Genomic DNA, 21716 nt, shown 5'->3' on the forward strand with positions numbered 1-21716 from the left:
ACAAGGGAGCGAGAACGATGATTAACGTAAAAAAATCAACGGCAGATAAAATAGTCGACGTCTTTTTATATCTCATTCTGGCAGGTATTGTTTTTATCACATTGTATCCCTTTTGGACGCAGGTCGTGATTTCATTAGATGGAGCAGGAACAGACAGTGCTGCCTATTCATCAGGCATCATATGGCTGCCAACACAGCTCACGTTCGAGAGCTACAAGCTCGCCTTTAAGTTCGATGCGCTATGGACTGGATACTGGAATACGATTGTTCGAACCGCGCTGGGTGTTACATTATCTATATTTTTCACTGCCCTAACCGCCTATCCTTTAGCCAAAAAAGACCTTCCCTTCAACCGAACGTTTACGAGCATGATTTTGTTCACGATGTTGTTTGGTGGGGGGACGATTCCTTCGTATTTGCTTATTAAGGAACTGAACATGCTTGATACCATTTGGTCGCTTGTTATTCCGGGTATGATTGGTGCGTTTAACGTGTTGATTATGCGAAACTTTTTTCGTTCGATTCCTGAAGAACTGGAAGAGTCGGCACGGGTGGATGGAGCCGGTTACTTGCGGATATTCACTCTAATCGTCATACCGCTTTCGAAGCCTGTGCTGGCTACGATCGCTTTATGGGTAGGTGTGGGCCACTGGAATGCATGGTTTGACAGTATGATCTACATTTCTGATCCTAGTAAACAAGTGCTGCAGATTGTTTTACGCAAAATTATTATTCAGAACAACATGGCGGACATCAACAGCGTCATTCAAAATTTCGGTAAAACAACGGAGTTTTCGGGAAGGCAGTTACAAGCCACAGTTGTCATGTTCTCGATCATTCCAATGCTGGTCGTTTATCCATTTATCCAGAAATATTTTGTCAAAGGTGTTATGATTGGCGCTATTAAAGGGTAACTCCCCTAATAGATAATATTTCACAAACAGAGAGGGCTGGTTGAAATGATGAAAAAGCGTATATTGCTAGGAGGACTATCCGCAATCATGCTGATGTCGATCATGGCGGGATGTGGCAAAAATGATTCCCCAAATAATCAGGCTAAGAATGGAAATAAACAATCGGCAGTCAATGGAGAAGCGACGAATAAAAAAATGAAATTAATGTTTTGGAATTTAGATGAGAATCAAACTACAGACTCTGTTGGATTAAATGCACTGAAGGAGAAGTACGCCGTAGATATGGAATTTGTTGCGACAACCAGGGAAGCGATGAAAGAAAAACTGAATCTTCTCATTTCCTCGGGTGACATTCCAGATTGGTGGAAAGAGCCATCGTTCACGGAATATGATAAATTTCTCGAACAGGGCGTTGCAGCCGAAATTCCGCAAGAGTTAATTGAACAAAATATGCCGAAATATATGGAATGGCTTAAACGATACCTTGGGGAGGATCCATTTAAGTATGTTAGAAGAGATGGAAAAATCTACGGATTACCAGTCATCTGGGATATCGGTATCGATGGTATACAGCTTGCTTTTCGCGAAGATTGGTTGCAAAAAGTAGGCATAACAAAAACACCGGAAACGCTTGAAGAGATGGAAGCTGCTTTGACGAAATTTCGGAACGAGGATCCTGACGGTAATGGTAAGAAAGATACGTACGGCATCACTGCAGCAGGTGAAAATATAGAAAGTATTTTCAGCTCCGTATTTGGCGCATATGATGCTTATCCTAATATTTTCCGTGAGAAAGATGGTAAAATCGTCCGTGGAGAAATTGAACCAGGCGCGAAGCAAGCGCTTGAAGTTCTGAACCGTTGGTACAAAAATGAATTGATTGATCCTGAATTTGTCGTGAATAAAGGCAGTAACGTCGAAGACAAAGTGCTTACGAACAAAATAGGTGCGATTGAATATTATTGGTGGACGTTCTTACCGGGTAACGCATTCCTTGGTGGAGAACAGTGGTATGACAAGCTGGCGAAGCAGCACCCGGGCTTTAAATTTGCAATTGAAGGCGGAATTAAGGGGCCCGATGGGAAATACGGCATATCACAGTATAACCCGGCCTATGCTTCGGGTGTCATGTTCGGCAAGCAATTAGAGAAAGATCAGGACAAAATGATCAAATACATGCAAATATTCGAAGCGACTCAATTCGATCCGGAAATGGTTGAAAAAATGAACTTTGGGGAAAAAGGGGTTCATTGGAATTGGAGTGACAAAGGAACAGTTGAGTACATTGCTCCATACACAGACGAGAAAGAACGCAAAAAAATAGGGCTTGGCGGTTACTCGATGGCAGGCTCGTTCAATGATTACGAATTCCAAACGTCGTATACATCGGAAGAAAGTCTGCGCCAGCTTGCGAAGGATACCCGTGCCACGGGAACGAGAAATATAGATATTCTAGCACCTTACCACAAGCCCATCTACAATGAAACGCAGGATAAGCTGAAACAGTATACATTACAAAATTTTATAGATTTTATTACGGGTCGTAAACCGCTGAGTGAATTCGATAGTTTTGTAGCTGAATGGAAAAAGATGGGCGGCGAAGAAGTGTTAAATGAAGCGCAAAAGGTATATGACGACAATTTGAAATCATAATTATGTTGAAATAATAGTTATCGATCTAAGAATGCTCTTTAATGAAAAAAGATGCGGCAGGGAGATAGGAGAATCATGTATACCATTAATGCTGGAGATTTAAAGTTGCAGTTGAACGATAAAGGTCAAATCACAGCTATGAACGATAACACAGATCATGCTTATGTATCAGCGACACACACAACTGTACTTATACGCGTCGTTATCGATGGTCGAACGGAGGTGCCTTCGAAGGCATCCTGCAACGTGGAACCGGGGTTAATCACATTTGAATTTGCAGACAGCGGTGCTGTAGTCGATGTATTGATTGTAGAAGAGTCGAAGTATGCGGCATTTGAGATTCAGCGTATTGAAGGCGCCGAGGTGGATGGGATCATATGGGGACCGTATATGACAACGGTTGCCGGTTCGATTGGTGAATCGGTTGGTGTCGTTCATGATGGTCAATTCGCAATCGGTCTTCAGGCATTGAATATCAAGACTGTCGGAGGATGGCCGATCGAGCTTGATCGATTGGAAAATGTGCAGCAAAGTTATTCGGACAACGGGGACGTTAAGCCTGACCCTGATAGTCAGCAAATATCCGATAGTAAATTCGAATATGATGTTTGCGCAGCATGGCCGACAAGCAATGGAAGCCTGCTGCAGGCATTTGCTAGAAATCGGTCAAAGAGCTTTCATCGTCCGGCATGGAACTTACCGCTTGTTCATTCAGCGCCCATTAACGGGGATGACGCAGCTATCGTCGGAACAAGAATAGCGATATTCGGTTGTAAGCTCCAGCAAGTACTTGAGACGATTGAAGCTATTGAGATAGGAGAAGGACTGCCTCATCCTATGATCGAAGGGGTCTGGGGGAAAATATCGCCAGCGGCAAACCAATCCTATCTGATTACGGATTTCTCCGAATCCACAATGTCCGAAGCCGTACGTTATACAAAAATGGCTGGTCTCAAATACGTGTATCATCCGGATCCATTCATTAATTGGGGACATTTCACACTGAAACCAAATAGCTTCCCGAACGGGGATGAGGGTTTAAAGTCTTCTGTGGCAATGGCAGAAGGTGAGGGTGTTCATGTTGGCGTGCATACACTATCCAACTTTACAACATTAAATGATCCCTATGTAACGCCACTGCCGGATGAAAGGCTGCAAATGGCAGGCACGTCGCGATTAGTTGCAACGGTTGACTTAGATGCAGATTGTATCGAGGTTGATGATCCGGCGCCGTTTCAGCTAAACTTGTTCCGACATACAGCACAAATCGGAAGTGAACAAATAGAATATGATGGAGTTACAGAAAGTGCGCCTTGGAAGCTGACAGGCGTTAAGCGTGGAGCAAATGGATCAACCATCGCGACGCATGAAAGCGGAACGCTCATAGGAAGGCTATGGGACCACCCTTACGATGTATTCTTCCCGAATATTGAGCTGCAGGACGAATATTGCGCCCGCATCAACGATCTATTTACAAACACAGGCTTGAAGCAAATATCATTTGATGGTTTGGAAGGCTGCTATGCAACTGGGCATGACGGGTACGGTGTGAATCGTTTTGTGAAAATGTGTTATGACGGCTGGGGAGAAGAAGTCATTAACGATGCTAGCATTGTCGTTCCGAACTATTTATGGCATGTATTCACAAGGTTCAATTGGGGCGAGCCTTGGGGTGCTGCAACACGTGAAGGGCAGCTTGAATGGCGTCTTACGAACCAACGGTTTTTTGCCCGTAACTTCATTCCGTCAATGCTTGGATGGTTTCTTGTTCGGTCTGCTTCCGATCAGTTCGAAGCGACGTCACCAGATGAAATTGAGTGGGTATTATCGAAAGCGGCAGGTTTTAACGCTGGTTTTGCTTTAGTTGCCGATATGCAGGTGCTCGGGCGAAACGGCAACATCGAGTCGGTATTTACATCGGTGCGCGAGTGGGAAACTGCAAGACAATCCGGTTCCTTCACATCCGAACAACGGGAACGGCTGAAGGACCCGAATAGCGATTGGCATTTGGAAGCTGCAGGGGATGGAAAGTGGAATTTATACCCTGTTCATATTTCAAAACCGTTCGTGTGCAATCCAGCGGAGCTGCAACCAGGCCAACCAGGGGGGGCAGATTGGACGTATTTCAACCGATATGCAGATCAGCCGCTAAAATTTACGCTGCGCGTCATTCCTTCATATGGTAACGATGACGCTTCGATTAAACGTCCAACATTTTATACGAACGGTGTATACATGACGTTTGATACAGAAATCCTCGTGAACCAATATCTCGTTTGTGAAGGGGACAGAGTTGGTAAAGTGTATGATCAGAACTGGAATCTGCTGAAAACCGTTCATGCTTCCGCTGATGCGCCAATCGTAAGGACAGGTGGACAGCCGTTATCGTTCAGTTGCAAATTCGAAGGCGCTCCGAAGCCTCTAGTTAGCGTCAGAGTGACGACATGGGGAGAACGGGAAGATGTAGTAAAATAAACGGCGGCCGTTTCCCTATATAATAGGGGAACGGCTGTTTTTTTTTCAAATGTCTATTTTAAGGGGTGCAGTTCAGATCGCTTTAAGAAAAATAGTAGGATTTTAAGCTGGACTGCATCATTGAAGCTTCTTGGATTTAGTCCATAAAGTTGTTTTACTTTATCAAGTCGATATGCAACCGTATTTCGATGAACATTTAGTTGTTTGGAAGTTTGCTCCACATTTAGATCCAAATCTAAAAATATTTCAAGTGTCTCCAGTAACTCGGAATGTAGACTATGAGTATTTAGAATTGGAAATTCATTAAAATAGGTTTCCATGAATTCACTAGGGATTTTATCCAAGATTCTTATAACTCCCCATTCACTAATGTGCATGATTTTTTTGGGACACTGCAACTTATTTATCATTTGAAGGCTGTGCAAGGCGTTATGGTAACTTTCACGATAACCTAGAATAGTCTTCTGGGAAGTTCCGATACCTATACGAATATCTAGTTGTTTATTCAATAATTTTTCATATATTTGATTTGCGAGACGCTGAAGTTCTTTCAAATCATTATTATTTTTAGCTGGGAAGGCCATAATAAATTGGTCTTTTCCAGTAGGAGCTATGAAAAAGGGGTTGAAATGAACACTAATGAGTTGTAGGACATGATTTTGTTTTTCCGATAGTTGCTGATATGTATCGGTTTTAGGATTTAGGCCGTCTATCTCTATCACATAAATTGTACAAATTTGCTCTGTATCAATTTTAAGGTATTGAGCTCTTTCCTCTAAATTTACGAAATTTGTGAATTTAGTGTTGATGAGGTCAAAAGCCCATTCCTCAATCATCTTTCTCTTGTATCTAAGTTGGTCATTTAAATAGTTTTGTTGAAGAAGAGCTTCAACTGTGATTTTTACTATGCGAGCTATATTATAAACTTTGTTTGGGTCCCCCGTTATCCCTACAGTTCCGACGCATTCATGATGGAATAAAATTGGTAAATTAACCCCAGGTTTAGTACCAATTAAGTTTTCACATTCAGACGGATAAATGACCCGTTCTGATGTCATTTTCATGACCTCTATTGCACCTTGATGCACCTGATTAATTCTTTCTGAATCGCTGCTGGCAACAATCACTCCTTCATGATTCATTATGTTAATGTTATGACCTGCGACTTTAGCTATTTGTTCAATAATTGGATGTGCAAGTTCTGATGTGATAAGCATTCATCTCAACTCCTTCAAAATAAAATTTACTGGCATATATGCATCTGCACAAAAATACCCCTGTTTAAGCAGTTATTTTCAGTAGTATAGCTATAATCTTTGTGTGAATCATATGATATATTAATATTAAGACAATGTAGAATAGAATGACAAGTGAGGTTAGAGATGCGAATCATAATAGCTCCTGATTCTTTTAAAGAATGTCTTTCGGCAAGAGAAGTTGCACTTAGTTTACAAAAAGGATTTGAAACTGAAATTCCATCTGCTAAAGTAAATGTATTTCCAATGGCCGATGGAGGAGAAGGAACGATTGATGCATTGGTTTACTCCACACTCGGAAGAAAAGTGGAAGTAAGAGCCACTGGTCCATTAGGTGAAGTAACAAATTCCTGCTATGGGATTTTAGGGGATAATCAGACTGTAATAATTGAAGTGGCAAGTATTGCAGGCTTACAGATGATTACTGAAAGGAATCCGATGATTACAACCTCTTATGGCATGGGAGAACTGATTAACCATGCGTTGAATGAGGGGTATCGTAAATTTTTATTTGGATTAGGTGGAAGCGCTACCAATGATTGTGGAATTGGTATGTTACAGGCCTTGGGCGCTGTTTTCCTTGATCAGAAAGGTGCCGATGTTCCTCCTAATGGAGGTGCTCTAGAAAAAATTCATACTATTAATTTGTCTGGTATCAACCCTCTACTAGCTGAATGTGAACTTACAGTCGCAAGTGATGTAGAAAATGTACTATGTGGATTAAAAGGAGCATCGTATGTGTTTGGGTCGCAAAAAGGTGCAAAAAAGGATGAAATTATAAAATTGGATCTGGGTTTAAAACACTGTGCCGCCCTTTGTGAAAAAACGTTAGGTAAATCACTACAAAATATACCTGGTGCGGGTGCTGCTGGAGGTTTGGGCTTTGCCTTTTTAGTACTTGGCGCAAAAATTCAATCAGGTGCGCAAATTGTAGCACAAGCTATAGGATTGGAAGAGCAAATTAAATCTGCAGATTGGGTCATTACTGGAGAGGGACAGTCAGATCTTCAAACCGTATATGGAAAAGTTCCTGTTTATGTTGCAAAAATTGCAAAGCAATATAATGTCAAATCGTTATTGATTTCTGGATCATTGGGTGATGGATATGAGCAATTATATGATTATTTCATTAGTTGCCAATCCATTACACAAGGTCCAATTAGTTTACAGGAATCTATGAAAAATGCTAAACAATTACTTTTTGAGTCATCACGTGATTTAGCAAGGCTGATTAAACTGGTTGATTGTAACCGTACAGTTATTGACAGTTAATCTTTTTTTAGAAAAGGAGCAATCGAAAATGACAAAAGTGGCAATTGGACAAATTACACCCATTACGGGTGATAAAAACAAAAACTTGGAGAAGATGAAGGATTTAACCCTTGAAGCGGTGGAAAACGGGACCAAGTTAGTTGTTTTCCCGGAACTTGCTTTAAGCGGATATAACTGTGGAGATAACTTTTTTGAAGTAGCGGAACCAATCCCGGGGGAGGCTACTCGTTTTTTTGAAGATTTGGCTCGTACCCATGAAGTTCACATTGTTTGGGGTATGCCGGAGAAAGGTATTGGTGGCATTCTATATAATTCCGCTGCATTGGTAGGGCCGAATGGATATATTGGAAAATGGAGAAAGAACACATTGCCAGGACACGCGACAGACCAATCAGGACCTGGAGCGTTTCCAGACCGCAGATATTTTAAAGCAGGTGAGGACTTACCGGTATACAATACAGCAATAGGAAAAATAGGAGTATTAATCTGTTACGATATCTTTTTTCCCGAATTAGCACGTATGCTGACCCTGAAAGGTGCCGATTTAATCATCGGTATTTCAGGTTCACCAGCATTTGAAAAAGATATTTTTGAACCTATTGTAAAAGTTAGGGCGATGGAAAATGCAATTAATTTTGTTTATACGAACCTTGTTGGTAAAGAAGGGGATACCGAGTATTGGGGCGGAGGCTGTATCGTAGGAGCAGGAGACAAGGAGACGAAGATACCTGGTCATCCAATTCTCTGTAAAGCACCATACGAGGGAGAATGCATCACTCTAGCTGATATAGATATTCAAGCTCATCATAAAGTTCGTCCTTATTTTCCTGTTTTACGTGACTTAACAACACGAATGTATGAACAACTCGCAGACATACATAGAAAATTATCATAGAGCTGGAAAAATTGAAAAAGGTGAGAAGAAAAGTTGCATTGCTGTGAACTTCGGGATTTAACACTTTAGCATATTTTGAGCGCATGTTTAAGAAAAAATTCGGGGTCACGCCAAAAGAATACCGGGCTCGGCATTCAAGCAATGCTTAGATTAATGGTCGTACTCAAATACACGAAATCTCTGCTCCGCCTACAAAAAAAGTGGGCGGCTTGTTTTATTTACTGTGAGACGCGCTTACTAACTGGATTTCGATTTTGCCCAACTAGATCAAGGTTTGTCTGCCTATTTAGTCTGCGAAAGTTGAGATTCTAAAGGAGAAGAGTCATTTTGAAAGCTTTTCGGTTTCTGCATTTGAAAAACTACAAGATCAAACATAAGCTATTATTGACCTATCCGTTGCTGATCATTTTTTCAATTTTTTTGGTTAGCGTTTCTTCAATATATATTAGCAGGAATCAAATGTTAGAGAGAACTATGTCGTATGCGCAAACCATCAATCGTCATACCAGCGATACCATAGACGTTCAATTAAATCGATTGGATCAAGATACAATTCAATTTTTCCACAATGGAGAAGTGGTGCGATATTTGTCTGGAATGGATAGTGAAAACTATCGATTAAAAACAATATTGGATACGTTAACCGGTTTTCTGATTTCCCATTCTGATGTGGAGTCCGTTTTTTTAATTAACCGTAACGGGGAGCAGATTAATTCTTCGAACATAATGTTAGAAAGTGAAGATGAAGCGGAATTTATTTCGGAAGCTGCAAAGGGGGATGGGAAAAGCGTTTGGCTGAAAACACGCTTAAGCGCTCAAGGAAACCGAGTTATCCCTCTCGTTAGACAAATTAATGATTTGACAACGATAAAACCTTTAGGAACACTAGTCCTTTTTATTAAGGAAAACACAATCAATCGAATTATTGAAGGACAAGATTTAAGAATAGACGGCGAGTTGGTCGTCCTTGATCCCAAAGGTTATATCATATCGAGTCGAAATTCCAATGATATAGGCCAACCTTATGAATCTACCATCTTTAAACAATTAAAGTCGCCGACCGGGCATTTTTTTTCGAATGAAACGGAAAAATATTTTTACCACTACCTCCAGTCGGATTTAACGAGTTGGATTTATCTTTATCGATTTCCGGAAAGCGAACTGTTGTCGGGCGCGCACATTGTCCGGAACTGGGTGTTGATTTGCTCCCTAATCTTCACTTTGTTAGCTATTCTTTTGGCCCGAGTGATTGCATCTAATCTTTCAAAACCCATTATACGAATTGTCAAAGAAATGCGGAATATTGAATCTAACGATTTAAATGTCAACGTAAATTACGTCGGAAATGATGAACTGACCGTGCTTGCATCCTCATTCAACAATATGCTCAGCCGTTTGCGCACATCCATTGAAAATCAGGCTCAACTCCAGACGATGGGGCATGAGCTTGAAATGCGGGCTCTACAAGCAGAGATCAATCCGCATTTCCTCTATAACACATTGGAAGCCATCAATTGGATGGGGAGGATGAACCGCGTTCCGGAAATATGCGACATGACCTCGATGCTAGCGGATATTATGCGTTACAGCATAGACACACAAAGAGAAATGGTTACCTTAGGTGATGAAATCATTCATGTGAATAAGTACTTGGGGATTCAAAAAATTCGATTTGGGGACAAGCTGAGTGTTTTTATTGATATTCCTGAACATCTTCTTGGCGTGACCATTCCGCGGCTTTCGTTACAGCCCCTCGTCGAAAACAGCATTATCCACGGTTTTCGCGACAAGGTTGGGGAAGGTAAAATCCGGGTTATCGGTGAGGAGCGGGATAATAAGGTGTGCATAAAAATTGAGGACAACGGCTGCGGTATGAACGAAGAAACGATTCGTTCCGTATTCAATGAGGAAGACGTCAGTCCCAAGAAAAGTATTGGTTTAATGAACGTTCATAAGAGATTGAATTTATTTTTTGGTGAAGGTTATGGTCTTGAAATATACAGTATTCCGGAAAAAGGAACCCGTATTTCAGTCAAACTTCCAGAGGGGTTGGAAGCAAATGTACAAAGTACTCATTGTTGATGATGAAAATGTGATCCGCGAAGGGATCCGCACCTCCATTGATTGGAAGAGTTTAGGGTGTGCGGTTATTAACGAGGCGTCTCATGGATCCGAGGCTATAGAACTGATACAAAAGGACTGTCCGGATATCATGATCACCGACATTCGCATGCCGGGTATGGATGGTCTTGAATTGATGGAGAAAGTAGCTGCAAGTTATCCGCATACACGGATCATACTGCTTAGCGGTTACAGCGATTTTGAATATACTCGTCGTGCTGTTCAGCTTGGGGCCTTTGATTATTTATTAAAACCGACATCATACCATGAACTCCATCAAATTTTGGAAAAAGCAATACTGGACTTTGAGGCGGAAAGGGAAAGAGACTTGCAAATTGAAGTTTTTCGGAACGAATTGAAACAAAACCTGTACTTTTACAGGCAAGCCTATCTTCAGAAAATAATCTTATCTCCGATGTCATTTGAGCAGACGGAATTGACAGAAACACTCCAGATCTATGAGATGAAGGATCAATCCTTCCGCTTGTTGTTGATCAAGGCCGAAATCACAGATAGGCAATCTCAAAAAACGAAGGAGCATCAACTGAGTCGATTAACCACGGAACATCGGTTGCGTTTGTACTTTCAAGAATATGATGGAACGATATATGTTCCTTTGGGACATGATAACTACGCAATCATTTATAAAGACCATGACATCTATGAATTTAGTCCGTTCATGCAGAAATGTGAGAGTATCCTAGAGAATGTAACCCACCTTCAACCGAGACTCAGTGTATCCATTGGAGTATCTTCCATACATGCGTCATATGTCAAATTGAACAAAGCTTACTTGGAGGCGTATGAATCCCTCCAACACATTTTTTATCTAGGAACCAATTCTATTATTTTTTACGATGACTTGCCTAGCCCTGATATCCCGAATCCCCCATCTCTTTGGCGCTCATCTTCACATATTTCGAATTATACGGATATTTCGGAATCGATGTTAAGAGCCTTAAAGATAGGAAATAAGGATGATGCTAAAGATCAAGTTAGTAGCCTATTCCAAATATTTGAAAGCTGCAAAGAAAAATTGCCGGACGCAAAGACGATATGCATAGGGTTGACAGCGCAAATTGTGAGTTTGATCTCTACCGCGCGCTTCATCATTTCCGATGAAAATCACAGTATATTCGAAAGCATGATCAACGCCCATTCATTCGAGCAATTGCATGAACTGTTCCAGGGCTACATCTCCAGGGTTGCAAGTGACATATACAAACAAACCCGAACGGGGCACAAAAAAATTGTGGATCGCGTACTAGCACTCATCTCGGAACACTATCGGGAAAGTATCTCCTTACTATGGATTTCGGAGAGCGTACACCTGAACAGCAACTACTTAAGTAGATTAATTAAAGCAGAATGCAATCAAACATTTACAGATATGCTGACAAGATATCGTCTCGAAAAAGCAAAACAATTGCTTAGGGATCCACAATGTAGAGTATATGAAGTAGCAGAGTTGGTCGGATTTACGGACCCTCAGTATTTCGCAACGAAATTCAAGAAATATACCGGATTGACACCTTCCGAGTACAGGGATAACTTTGATGATCTATTCTAGTCATTATTTTAAACGAAAAGTCATATTTGTCCCCTTATCCCTTTTATTGTATTCCCTCATACTTAACATATAATTACATTCCAACATTAGGGGGAAAGAGAAATGAAGAAAAATGTAAGGGCTTTAAAAGTAAGTTTTGTGTTGATGTTAGTGATGATCCTCGTCATTGCGTGTTCTTCAAATTCTCAATCAGGGAATAACGTCCCGGCTTCATCTGATACTGGGAATCAAGGAGGAGGAGATAAGGATAAAGTCACGCTGCGCGTCATGCTGTCGAAGGAGCCGTCCAAGGATTTGTTTGTCGATTGGATGACCGAAAATATGAAACTATTTAAAGAAAAAAATCCTCATATTGAATTTGACGTAGTGGCAAATGCCTCCTCGGAACAGTATTTGACGATGGTGACAACGGAGATGGCGGCCAATAACGTGCCAGACATCGTTGAAGGCTGGACGCTGGAAAGGATGCGGCCCTTTGTGGAAGCGGGTCGACTTCTTGATTTGCGTGAAGCCATTGAGAGTGACCCGGAATGGAAGGGCTTTCTTCAAGAAGATCCTTTAAAGTCAACGACGTTTGATGGCGGCACTTATGGTATCCCAGCTACTTTGGATGCAGAAGTCATTTTCTACAACAAAGAGGTATTTGCGAAATATAACCTGGAAGAGCCGCAAACGTATGAGGATTTTTTGAATATTGTTAAAACCTTGAAAGAGAACGGGATTATTCCGCTTACGGTTCCCAATAAGGACTCATGGACCGGCACGATCCCATATATGATGATTGCTGAGCGCATCGGTGGTTTGGAAGCGTATCAAAACATAGTTATGGATCATAAAGACCCTTGGACAAGCGAGCCGTTCATCAAAGCCGCTAACACATTGCAGGACCTAGTGAAATTAGGCGCTTTTGAGAAGGATGTTAACAGTGTTCTTAATTCGGAAAGTGAGGCCAAATTGGCAGAGGGTAAAGCAGGTATGTATGCAATGGGTACATGGGCGATGCCCCGCTTATATGAAAATTTAGGCGATAAACTAGGCTACTTTAATTTCCCTGACATGGCTGGCGGAAAAGGAAGCAAAGATCATTTCTTGATCATTCCGAATAAAGCGCTGTCAATTGCTAATCAATCCAAACATAAGGAAGAAGCAATTGCTTTCCTGAAGTTTACCTTCTCGCAAGAACGCCAAGAGGCGGTGGCAAAATTAGGATTCCTGACGACAACCAAAGTAAAAGTGAATCCGGATGAGGTTAACCCTATGACTGCGAAATTACAGGAGTCATTGGCCAATTCGACCGGATCAATGTATCCATGGGATGTACCTCTGGGGGCATTCATGGGTGCGGAATTGAATAATGCTACTCAAGTCTTATACATGGGAAAAGACCCGATGGGAGTTTTCGGAGACTTGCAAAAAAAGCAGGACAAGCAAAAGAAGTGACCGCAGAATTAATGATCTATTCTAGAAAACGTAAGATCACGTTCCAACATTATAGCTAGGGGGAAAGAAGATTGAAACATAATGTAAGGGCTTTAAAAGTGAGTTTCTTATTGGTGTTAGTGATGAGCTTCGTAATTGCGTGTTCCTCAAATTCCCAATCAGGGAATAACGGCTCCGCCTCATCCAATCCAGAAGGAGACAAGGAAAAAGTCACACTGCGTGTCATGCTGGCGAAGGATCCATCTAAGGATTTGTATTTTGATTGGATGTCGGAAAATATGAAACTGTTCAAAGAAAAAAATCCTCATATTGAATTTGATGTGACGGCAAATGCCTCTGGCGATCAGTATTTGACGGTGGTGACGACGGAGATGGCGGCCAATAACGTGCCGGACATCGTCCAAGGCTGGACGCTGGAAAGGATGCGGCCCTTTGTGGAATCAGGCCGACTACTTGATTTGCGTGAAGCCATTGAGAGTGACCCGGAATGGAAAGGCTTTCTTCAAGAAGAGCCTTTGAAAGCAACAACCTTTGATGGAGGTATCTATGGGATCCCCTCCACTTTAGATTCGGAAATTATTTATTATAACAAAGACGTATTTAAGAAATATAACTTGCAAGAGCCGCAAACATATGAAGAGTTTTTGAATGTCGTTAAGTCCTTGAAAGAGAACGGGATTATTCCGATGACGGTTCCCAACAAGGACTCATGGACTGGCACGATCCCTTATATGATGATTGCCGAGCGCATTGGCGGTTTGGAAGCGTATCAAAACATTGTTATGGATCATAAAGAACCTTGGACAAGCGAGCCGCTCATCCAAGCCGCAAACACTTTGCAGGAATTAGTGAAATTAGGCGCTTTTGAGAAGGATGTTAACAGCGTTCATACTTCGGAAAGTGAGGCCAAATTGGCAGAGGGTAAAGCAGGTATGTTTGCAATGGGTACATGGAGGATCCCCAGCCTATATGAAAATTTAGGTGATAAACTGGGCATCTTTAATTTCCCTGACATAGCAGGCGGAACAGGAAGCAAAAATCATTTCCTCATCATTCCGAACGTCTCCCTGTCGATTGCCAAAGAAAGCGCACATAAGGAAGAAGCGATTGCTTTCCTTAAGTTTGCTTTCTCGCAAGAGCGTCAAGAGGCTCTTGCCAAATTAGGATTCCTGACAACTACTAAGGTGAAAACAAATAAGGAAGAGGTTAACCCTATAGCTGTGGAATTACAAGAGTCATTGGTCAATTCAACCGGATCTATGTATCCGTGGGATGTTCCTCTGGGTGCTTTCATGGGAGCGGAATTGAACAATGCCACTCAAATCTTATATATGGGAAAAGACCCGAAGAAAGTTTTCGGAGACTTGCAGAAAAAGCAGGATAACCAAAAGAAGTGACGGAGATGAGGGGGGATCGAATTCATGATCCCCTTTCTTGATTAAACAAAGGAGTGTAAATTCATGGACAGAATGCTTCGCAACAAGTGGATGATCGCACTTTTCGTGCTACCCGCTTTGTTGCTGTATACTTTTTTTCTTCCGCTGCCTATTGTCAATTCAATATATTATAGTTTTTTCGATTGGAATGTCGTCGGAGCTAAAGTGTTCATCGCTTTTGACAATTACCAAGAATTATTTATGCAGGATGATATTTTCATACTCGCACTAAAGAATACATTGATATTTACGTTGGAGAGCGTATTGCTTCAGCTGCCTATCGCGCTCATCCTTGCAATCCTGTTATCAAGTAAACTTCGTGGAGTGATGTTTTTCCGCAATGTGTACTTTACTCCTGTGATCATCTCGGGAACTGCCGTTGGATTGCTTTGGCAGTTTATTTATCACTCTGACATCGGATTATTGAATACAGCGGCCCGGGCAATTGGATTTGCAGGATTCGATAAAGCATGGTTATCCGATACGGAATTTGCCATTCATGCCGTCGTCATTTCTGTGGCATGGCAGTTTTTCGGATATCATATGGTTATTTTTTTGGCGGGCATGTCCACCATACATTCGGAAGTTCTTGAATCGGCTCGTATTGATGGAGCCAGCGAATGGAAGGTGATTTGGCATATTATTCTTCCCTTGATGAAGCCTTTTATCACGATTAGCCTAATCCTCATCACAACAAGCTCGGTGAAAGCGTTTGATAATGTTATTGCACTGACGGGAGGAGGGCCGGCACGTTCTTCGACTGTTCTGGCCTTACACATGTATAGTACGGCATTTCAACAAATGAGGTACGGCTTCGGCAGTGCGGTATCCGTTTTCCTTCTTGGATTGAATATTTTCTTCACTCTGCTTATTTCTCTTATGTTCAGACAGGGTAGAGAGAGTAGGGGGGCTGGAAAATGAGTTTAAATCAAAACGTGAAACGTACATTTCTCTACGGGTTTTTATTCTTGATTGCCATCATCGTTCTTTATCCGCTTGCATGGGTTTATATGAGTGCGATTAAAACCCAGGACGATTTCTTTCTTCATCCGTGGGGGATTCCACGATCTTTCCATCTTGAAGGGTATAAGAAGGTAATTACAGAGCACCACTTGCATTTGAATATATTGAATAGTACTGTGATCTCCATTCTAACCGTAGGAATCGTTATGTTATTGGCGACAACCGCGGCATTTGGGCTTACCCGTCTGAAATGGAAAGGAAGCAAACTTGTTCTCGCTTTCTTCTTGCTTGGACTGTTGATTCCGGTACATTCCACTTTGATACCTATATATATTAGTTTGCAAGGATTAAGGGAATATCTGGACCCGCGTTTAGTTATTGTGCTTCCTTATGCCGTATTTGGTTTGCCGACGGCGATCATGATTCTTTCCGGATATTTCACAACACTTCCACGGGAGCTGGAAGAATCGGCGGTTTTGGACGGAAGTTCAATACCCGGGGTTTTTGCGCGGATCATAATACCGATTTCCGCCCCGGCAATGTCAACAGTGGCCATTTTCACTTTTATGGGAACCTGGAATGAGCTGTTGTTTTCACTTGTGTTTCTAATAAAATCTGAATATCAAACCGTTCCCGTCGCGATTTTGCAATTTATGGGCCTTTCCACGGACTGGCCTAAAGTGCTTGCCAGCATTGCGCTCACCATTGCGCCAAGCCTTGTGGTTTATATGTTCTTGCAGAATAAAATTATCCAAGGCGTTACAGCAGGATCTGTAAAGGGTTAGTCCTGAATGCCAAAACAGATTAATGGAGGCTTGTTTAATGATACAGATGACGTTAAACGGAGAGGATTGGACGTTACCCGGGTATTATAGAAATCAATGGCGCTCCAAGTTATCCATGGAGCTGGGCAGACAAATTCTCCCTAACATTCCCGAGATCAAGGCGACAGTGCCTGGAGGCGTGCAAATTGACCTGCGCAGTGCTGGATGGTTGGGCAATTATAATCAAGGTTTGGAAAGCCTGAATGAAGAGTGGGTTTATAATCGCGACTGGTTTTTTGAGAATGGATTTTCATTCCCTCCGAATGGGTGCAGGATCGCTGTGAATTGATTTTGGAAGGTCTTGATTTTAAGGGTGAGATTTATCTTAACGATGGACAAGTCGGGTATTCTCACCTTATTACCAAGCTGAAGTCGCGATTTAACTACGCTTGGGATTGGTTTCCGCGTATTACACCAGTGGGGAAATGGCGTGATGTGTATTTGCGTACGTTTCGAGAGGTGAAGATCCTCGATTTTTATCCCGAAACCTCACTTAATCATGAATTCAACATCGGTGAGGTGCATTACCAAGCTGAAGTGGAGGTATTCACCCCCGGTGAATATGAGACAGATTATAACATCAAAATGAGACAATCAGATGGCATCAAAGTCCTTGGTATTCAAGGGTTTTATTTTCGATAAAGAGAAATCACTATTAGTTTAGGAAAAAATTTAGAAAGGATGAGTTTATTTTGATAGGTGATAAAAAATGTTTTCGAAAATTACATTGTTTAAGTCAAGTTGAATTTTCTACAGCTCTTGGAATATCACAAGGTAATCTTAGCGAAATAGAAAAAGGTAAAAGCAAACCCTCCGCTGATACTTTGATAGCATTAAGAAGAAAATATGGATTTGATCTTAATTGGTTGTTGGCTGAGGAGATTCAAAAATCGAATGATCATAACGAACCAAAGGGGGAGAATCACTCTCAATAACAGCTTGAGAATATTCTTGATGCAAAATCTAATTATAAAATTAATGAAGTGTATTATCGGTATATACTTCAACTAATACGAAGGATGCCTTTCCGTGAGGTTTCTTTTTTTATCAGATTAAGAGCAAAATGGCGAAAAATAATTAGAATTTCTGCGCAATGTCAGCTTCGCGCGCGGCTTTCATCCTCTCGCATAACCGTGTCGAGTATCCAATGCAACTTGTTTTCAATTCCCCAGTGGCTGCAGAGGGAAGCTAAAGTTGCTGAGACATAGTTCCCTTTTGGCTGTAAATAAAATAGCTGGTTTCCACGGTTTGGAAGATATGTTGGAAGAGTTAATTCGCATTTTCAATCAGTCTTAGCAGCTGAACTGATAAAGTAACAGAGGGGTCACTGAGAGCAGGCGTGGACTTCCGACACATTGGTTGGAAATCCAAGCTTGCATTATTGAGTATCCTGCAGCTTCCCTATAATTCATCTTATCAATAAAGGTGCTCTTTAAACTGAGCAGGGCTAATTCCTGTTGCACTTTTAAAGCTTTTACTGAAATGGAAGGGATCATTGAATCCAACCTTTTCGGCAATTTCTTTAACAGATAATTCAGTATCTATCAACAGCTTTTTCGCAATTGTCAATCGATATTCTATTAAATACTTTCCGGGTGATGTACGCGTGTGCCCTTTGAAAATTTTACTGAGATACGCAGAAGAAAAATTATACTTTTCAGCAATATGAGAAAAATTCACTTGATCTGCATAATTATGACGAAGGTATGCCATGACACTTTCTACAATCTCAGCAGGGCTATCTTCCTTTTTTGGCATCAGCGCGTTTTGGGTAGCTAAAAGCTCATTCTCTAGCAGATGCAAGGTTGTTCTTAAGTCCTCCGGATTGACAGGTTTGAGCAAGTAGTCCGTAGCGTTATTGCGGATTGCAGATCGAGCTAAATCGAAGTCATTGTAGCCGCTAATAATCACTTTTTTAACAGAAGGAAATTCGATATTAAGTTTTTTGATAAGGTCAATTCCGTTCAACCTAGGCATTTTTATATCGCTGAAAACTACGTCGGGCAGTAGCTTTTGGGTCATTTCATAGGCTTCAAGTCCATCTCCTACTATACTGATAACACGAAAGGAATCATTAGTTTTTTCTATATTACGGGAAATGTTTTTTGCAATTAGTTTTTCATCGTCTGCTACAATTACCCTGAATTTCTTATCCATCATATTCCTCTCCAATCGTAATGCAGGCCCCCCCACTTTTGTTGTTTTCCAGTCGAAAAATAACCCGATAACCATGCAACAGTCTGTAGCGGATGTAAATGTTAAGTAATCCCATCCCATTGATTTCTAAAGAGGGAAGTAAACCAGTTTCGTTAATTTGTACGATTTGTTCATGTAGTAATGAAAGCGCTTCATATGAAAATCCGGGACCATTGTCTTTAATTGTGATCTCATAGTGAGACGAATCGAAGCTACCAGATATGCTGATGTAGTAAGGAGGGCTCTTGGTTGTTGAATACTTGATTGCATTTTCGGCCATAAGTTGTATGCAAAGCTTTGGAATCTTTATTTGATTCATGTCTTCGGGAATATTAATCGAATAGGACAGATCACCTTGATAACGTATAGACATGCAATCCAGATAGTCTTTTGTATATCTGATTTCGTCGTAAATATCCACCACTTGTTCAGTATCGGAGGAAATATAGCGCAAAATATTAGACATGGATTGACACATAACTGTAATTTCAGTATTCATTCCTTCGTCAGCCATTGCTTGAATCGTAGCTAAACTATTGAATAAAAAGTGCGGGTTCATCTGAGATTGAAGTGCTAACATGCGAGACTGCATTTCTTGCGTTTGCAACAAAAGTTGCTTGCTTACGCTTTCGGCCAATTTGGATTGCATTCGATCAAATGCTTCGTGCAGTGTGCGCAGCTCTGTCACATTTGTACGTAGTGGAGATAAAGGAGCAGGCGCAGTAATATCGATATAGGAAATTTGTTGGTTGATTTCATTAATCGGCGCAGTAATGCGACGTGCTGCAAAATACGACAATATTAGCGCGAAAATAAGGGCACAAACTGTAGACAGTGCGATATTCATAATAAAATTATGGACAGGTTGCAATAGTTTTTGCTCACTTATCACCATAATAGTATAGAAATCAGCCTTCTTCGAAGGAACACAAATGATTTGCTCATTGTCAGTTGAAGAAAGATAGCGAGTAACCTTTAACGGAAAGTTCTGGTCCTTGGCAAATAAAAACAGATCGGGATCAGGTGTAGAATCTAGCGGAAATAGCAGTGAGCCATCACTGTCATAAATATAGATTCTTTCGCCGTAAACACTGGAGTAATCTATTGCTGCAGAAACGATAGAGCTTAATCTTTGTTTGATTTCAATATATCCGTTGGGGTTATTGAAACTGTCGTAATTAAGCATGGAAAATGATACAAACTCCTTGCCGTAGTTTCCAGTGAAATATTTCGCCAGTTCTGGATCGTTACCGGTAAATTGAATAGATTGATGATTTGGAGAAGCAGCAACCTCTTCAAACCACGGTTGATCGCGAGCTGAGCCTACAAAAATTCCATTACGCAGCCCGGACGACACAATGTCATTTCCTTTAGAATATAAATTAATTTGATCCACCGGCCGATTTGGAAAAATAAGCGTAGCTAGAATGTCCAAAAGAACTTGTGCATCTTCTGATAGAGGGGAGGCAGTGCCACCCTGAATTAAGCTATGAAAGCGATCTTTTATCGACGTCGAATATAAAATATTTAGCGCGACAGTGTTCATTTGATTAAGTTCATTATCCATTGAAGCGGTTATAGCGAAAGCATTTTGCGAAAGATTGGCAAAAGTTTGTTCTTTAAGTTTCGGTACTTGCATAGCGGAATAAAGTAATGCCACTACAAAGAAAGCGATTAAAATAATCGACGAATAGGTCAATAATAATGTAGAGCGTACAGTAGCATGTCTCATCTGAACCTCACAACAATCATTCTGTGGTTAAAAAAATACATGAAAGTGGCACGAATCACACATTCCTTCAAAAACAAGGAGAATCTATAATGAATACAAGTTCGGTATACCGCGATTGTACAAGAACAAATGAAAGCGTGTCAACTAATGGGGGATTTTAGGAGGAAGTTTATGAAGAAACTACTTATTTGCGTAATGGCAGTATTCATGATTTTAGGAGTGGTTGCATGCAGCTCTCCAGCGGAGGAGCAGAAACCGGGGACCACGAATCCGGAAACAACAACTCCGAAAGAGGACATTACTTTAACTTATATGGCAAGCCAGGATTGGGTACAGGATGCTGAACTACAGCTTGGTGAAAAGTTCACCCAAGAGACAGGTATTAAGGTGGATTATCAGATCGTTCCTGCCGATCAATATTCTAACCTGTTGCTTACTAAGCTTAATACAGGCGAAGGTGCCGATTTGTTTGGCTCACAAGCGGGTAAATTTGATATCATAACGCAGTTGAATGTAGAAAAAAACGCTGCTGATTTGACTGGCGAAGAATGGGTGTCTCGCTTGGATCCACTAGCTGCAGTAGAAGTTTCTGTGAATGGTAAAGTTTACGGACAGCCTGTACAGGACCTGTCTGCTGTATGGGCGGTCGCTTACAATAAGAAAATTTTTAACGAACTAGGTCTTGACGTTCCGACTACTTACAACGAGCTGAAAGTTGTGAGTGAGGCCATAATGGCAGCTGGTATAACGCCAATCTACGAAGCTGTCTCTGATGGTTGGCATCATACATTGTGGTTCCCTGAGCTTGGTCCTGCTATTGAAAAGAATGAGCCGGGAATGGCTGAAAAGTTGAACAATAACACAGCAACTTTTGCTGAGAGTAAGACTGCTGAATTGATCGTAGATCAAATTAAGGATATGGTTGAAAGCGGTTACTGGGGCGATAACTACATGGATAACGCTTTTGTG

Annotated in this window: 18 protein-coding genes; 15 read left to right on the top strand and 3 right to left on the bottom strand. The window is 41.2% G+C overall.

Annotated features, from left to right (window positions below):
• Positions 1–17: 17 nt before the first annotated feature.
• From AC0YN6_RS13610 to AC0YN6_RS13620, 3 genes are all read left to right on the top strand, one after another.
• Positions 18–914 carry a carbohydrate ABC transporter permease gene (locus AC0YN6_RS13610; protein ID WP_475747440.1) on the top strand — a complete coding sequence of 299 codons (897 nt, stop codon included), beginning with the start codon at positions 18–20 and terminating at the stop codon, positions 912–914.
• Positions 915–959: 45 nt separating this feature from the next.
• Positions 960–2567, top strand: a complete 1608-nt coding sequence (locus AC0YN6_RS13615; protein ID WP_475747441.1) for a type 2 periplasmic-binding domain-containing protein — start codon at positions 960–962, stop codon at positions 2565–2567.
• A gap of 75 nt (positions 2568–2642) precedes the next feature.
• Complete coding sequence (locus tag AC0YN6_RS13620; protein ID WP_475747443.1) at positions 2643–5042, top strand: hypothetical protein; 2400 nt, start codon at positions 2643–2645, stop codon at positions 5040–5042.
• 53 nt (positions 5043–5095) lie between these two features.
• Here AC0YN6_RS13620 and AC0YN6_RS13625 read toward each other — a convergent pair whose 3' ends face one another.
• Complete coding sequence (locus AC0YN6_RS13625; protein ID WP_475747444.1) at positions 5096–6259, bottom strand: CdaR family transcriptional regulator; 1164 nt, start codon at positions 6257–6259, stop codon at positions 5096–5098.
• 165 nt (positions 6260–6424) lie between these two features.
• Between AC0YN6_RS13625 and AC0YN6_RS13630 the strand changes: the two genes are divergently transcribed.
• From AC0YN6_RS13630 to AC0YN6_RS13680, 11 genes are all read left to right on the top strand, one after another.
• Entirely contained in the window at positions 6425–7570 is a 1146-nt protein-coding gene (locus AC0YN6_RS13630) for a glycerate kinase (protein ID WP_475747445.1), read from the top strand.
• 28 nt (positions 7571–7598) lie between these two features.
• Positions 7599–8465, top strand: coding sequence for a carbon-nitrogen hydrolase family protein (locus AC0YN6_RS13635; protein ID WP_475747446.1), 867 nt, complete (start codon positions 7599–7601; stop codon positions 8463–8465).
• Positions 8466–8924: 459 nt separating this feature from the next.
• A complete protein-coding gene (locus AC0YN6_RS13640) occupies positions 8925–10547 on the top strand; it encodes a cache domain-containing sensor histidine kinase (protein ID WP_475747447.1) in 1623 nt (540 codons plus the stop codon).
• Complete coding sequence (locus tag AC0YN6_RS13645; protein ID WP_475747448.1) at positions 10525–12156, top strand: response regulator transcription factor; 1632 nt, start codon at positions 10525–10527, stop codon at positions 12154–12156. The genes AC0YN6_RS13640 and AC0YN6_RS13645 overlap by 23 nt, the downstream gene beginning before the upstream one ends.
• Before the next feature lie 102 nt (positions 12157–12258).
• Positions 12259–13596: an ABC transporter substrate-binding protein gene (locus tag AC0YN6_RS13650; protein ID WP_475747450.1), complete on the top strand. Its 1338-nt coding sequence runs from the start codon at positions 12259–12261 to the stop codon at positions 13594–13596.
• A 71-nt stretch (positions 13597–13667) separates the two neighbouring features.
• Positions 13668–14993 carry an ABC transporter substrate-binding protein gene (locus AC0YN6_RS13655; protein WP_475747451.1) on the top strand — a complete coding sequence of 442 codons (1326 nt, stop codon included), beginning with the start codon at positions 13668–13670 and terminating at the stop codon, positions 14991–14993.
• Positions 14994–15056: 63 nt separating this feature from the next.
• On the top strand, positions 15057–15953 hold the full coding sequence (locus tag AC0YN6_RS13660) for a carbohydrate ABC transporter permease (RefSeq protein WP_475747453.1): 897 nt from the start codon (positions 15057–15059) through the stop codon (positions 15951–15953).
• Positions 15950–16780, top strand: a complete 831-nt coding sequence (locus AC0YN6_RS13665) for a carbohydrate ABC transporter permease (RefSeq protein ID WP_475747454.1) — start codon at positions 15950–15952, stop codon at positions 16778–16780. Before AC0YN6_RS13660 ends, AC0YN6_RS13665 begins: the two co-directional genes overlap by 4 nt.
• A gap of 37 nt (positions 16781–16817) precedes the next feature.
• Positions 16818–17108 (top strand): hypothetical protein, encoded by a 291-nt coding sequence (locus tag AC0YN6_RS13670; protein WP_475747455.1) that lies wholly within the window; start codon positions 16818–16820, stop codon positions 17106–17108.
• Positions 17105–17461, top strand: coding sequence for a hypothetical protein (locus AC0YN6_RS13675; protein WP_475747456.1), 357 nt, complete (start codon positions 17105–17107; stop codon positions 17459–17461). The genes AC0YN6_RS13670 and AC0YN6_RS13675 overlap by 4 nt, the downstream gene beginning before the upstream one ends.
• 50 nt (positions 17462–17511) lie before the next feature.
• Positions 17512–17754, top strand: a complete 243-nt coding sequence (locus AC0YN6_RS13680) for a helix-turn-helix domain-containing protein (protein WP_475747458.1) — start codon at positions 17512–17514, stop codon at positions 17752–17754.
• Between the two features lie 481 nt (positions 17755–18235).
• On the opposite strand, the gene AC0YN6_RS13685 is transcribed toward AC0YN6_RS13680, so the two are convergent.
• The gene (locus AC0YN6_RS13685; protein WP_475747459.1) at positions 18236–18979 is read right to left on the bottom strand and encodes a response regulator transcription factor; all 744 of its coding nucleotides are present in this window, start codon (positions 18977–18979) and stop codon (positions 18236–18238) included.
• The gene (locus tag AC0YN6_RS13690) at positions 18969–20747 is read right to left on the bottom strand and encodes a cache domain-containing sensor histidine kinase (protein ID WP_475747460.1); all 1779 of its coding nucleotides are present in this window, start codon (positions 20745–20747) and stop codon (positions 18969–18971) included. Before AC0YN6_RS13690 ends, AC0YN6_RS13685 begins: the two co-directional genes overlap by 11 nt.
• Positions 20748–20918: 171 nt before the next feature.
• Here AC0YN6_RS13690 and AC0YN6_RS13695 point away from each other — a divergent pair.
• The coding region (locus AC0YN6_RS13695; RefSeq protein ID WP_475747461.1) for an ABC transporter substrate-binding protein at positions 20919–21716 on the top strand (798 nt) is incomplete at its 3' end.

The sequence above is a fragment of the Paenibacillus sp. J22P15 genome, assembly GCF_056269345.1.

Excerpts from the sequence above, each read along its gene's own strand:
- AC0YN6_RS13610 (WP_475747440.1), top strand. The coding sequence starts at position 18 with ATGATTAACGTAAAAAAATCAACGGCAGATAAAATAGTCGACGTCTTT.
- AC0YN6_RS13615 (WP_475747441.1), top strand. The coding sequence starts at position 960 with ATGATGAAAAAGCGTATATTGCTAGGAGGACTATCCGCAATCATGCTG.
- AC0YN6_RS13620 (WP_475747443.1), top strand. The coding sequence starts at position 2,643 with ATGTATACCATTAATGCTGGAGATTTAAAGTTGCAGTTGAACGATAAA.
- AC0YN6_RS13625 (WP_475747444.1), bottom strand. The coding sequence starts at position 6,259 with ATGCTTATCACATCAGAACTTGCACATCCAATTATTGAACAAATAGCT.
- AC0YN6_RS13630 (WP_475747445.1), top strand. The coding sequence starts at position 6,425 with ATGCGAATCATAATAGCTCCTGATTCTTTTAAAGAATGTCTTTCGGCA.
- AC0YN6_RS13635 (WP_475747446.1), top strand. The coding sequence starts at position 7,599 with ATGACAAAAGTGGCAATTGGACAAATTACACCCATTACGGGTGATAAA.
- AC0YN6_RS13640 (WP_475747447.1), top strand. The coding sequence starts at position 8,925 with ATGTTAGAGAGAACTATGTCGTATGCGCAAACCATCAATCGTCATACC.
- AC0YN6_RS13645 (WP_475747448.1), top strand. The coding sequence starts at position 10,525 with ATGTACAAAGTACTCATTGTTGATGATGAAAATGTGATCCGCGAAGGG.
- AC0YN6_RS13650 (WP_475747450.1), top strand. The coding sequence starts at position 12,259 with ATGAAGAAAAATGTAAGGGCTTTAAAAGTAAGTTTTGTGTTGATGTTA.
- AC0YN6_RS13660 (WP_475747453.1), top strand. The coding sequence starts at position 15,057 with ATGGACAGAATGCTTCGCAACAAGTGGATGATCGCACTTTTCGTGCTA.
- AC0YN6_RS13665 (WP_475747454.1), top strand. The coding sequence starts at position 15,950 with ATGAGTTTAAATCAAAACGTGAAACGTACATTTCTCTACGGGTTTTTA.
- AC0YN6_RS13670 (WP_475747455.1), top strand. The coding sequence starts at position 16,818 with ATGATACAGATGACGTTAAACGGAGAGGATTGGACGTTACCCGGGTAT.
- AC0YN6_RS13685 (WP_475747459.1), bottom strand. The coding sequence starts at position 18,979 with ATGATGGATAAGAAATTCAGGGTAATTGTAGCAGACGATGAAAAACTA.
- AC0YN6_RS13690 (WP_475747460.1), bottom strand. The coding sequence starts at position 20,747 with ATGAGACATGCTACTGTACGCTCTACATTATTATTGACCTATTCGTCG.